Raw genomic sequence first — 878 nt, forward strand, 5'->3', positions numbered from 1 at the left:
CGCAGGCATCGAGCCCACCGGCGCCGCCCGCGGGGCAGGCCCCCGTGCCGAGCGGGCTGTCCGCCAAGGCGTGGCTCGTCGCGGATGCCGGCACCGGCGCCATCCTGGCCGCGTCCGGCCTGCACGACCGGGAGCTACCGGCGAGCACCATGAAGATCCTCACCGCGTTGACCATCATGCCGGGGCTGCAGCCCGACCAGCAGGTCACGATGAGTGATGATGCATCACGGGTAGACGGGACGCGGGTCGGCCTGGTTCCGGGCGTCGCCTACTCGGTCCGGGACCTGGCCATCGCCATGCTGATCGCCAGTGGCAATGACGCCACGGTGGAGCTCGTCGAGGCCAGCGGTGGTTCCGCCGCGGTCCTCAAGCGGATGAACGACCTGGCGGTGGGGCTCGGCGCTCATGACACGGTCGCCGGTGACCCCACCGGCCTGGACAGCCCAGGCCAGGTCACGAGCGTCTACGACCTCGCCGTGTTCGGGCGGGCCGCGCTCAGGGAGCCGACCGTGCGGCAGTACCTGACGATCCCCCGGGCCTCCCTGCCCGGCCGGGACGGCCAGCGATTCGAGATCCAGAACCACAATCTCCTGCTTGGCCGCTACGACGGGACCGTCGGGGTGAAGAACGGCTACACGGTGGCCGCCGGCGCGACCTTCGTCGGTGCGGCCACCCGCGGTGGCCGCACACTGATCGTCTCTCTCCTGCGCACCGCCCCCGCCTTCGACAAGGACGCCCGCGCCCTGCTCGACTGGGGATTCGCGCACGACGGACAGGTGAAGCCGGTCGGCTACCTGCCGAACTCCGAGCAGCCCGTCGCCGGGCAACGTCCGGCCCCGGCGGCGGCCCCGGGCGCGGCCCGCGCCGGGGTGGCTGCC

1 protein-coding gene is annotated in these 878 nt (G+C 72.9%); it reads left to right on the forward strand.

The genetic code is table 11. The features are described 5' to 3' along the window. Positions 1–44: 44 nt before the first annotated feature. Positions 45–878: D-alanyl-D-alanine carboxypeptidase family protein (locus MXD58_RS25805; RefSeq protein WP_250610313.1), on the forward strand; the 834-nt coding region annotated here is incomplete at its 3' end.

The sequence above is a fragment of the Frankia sp. AgKG'84/4 genome, assembly GCF_023242965.2.
GTDB lineage: Bacteria > Actinomycetota > Actinomycetes > Frankiales > Frankiaceae > Frankia.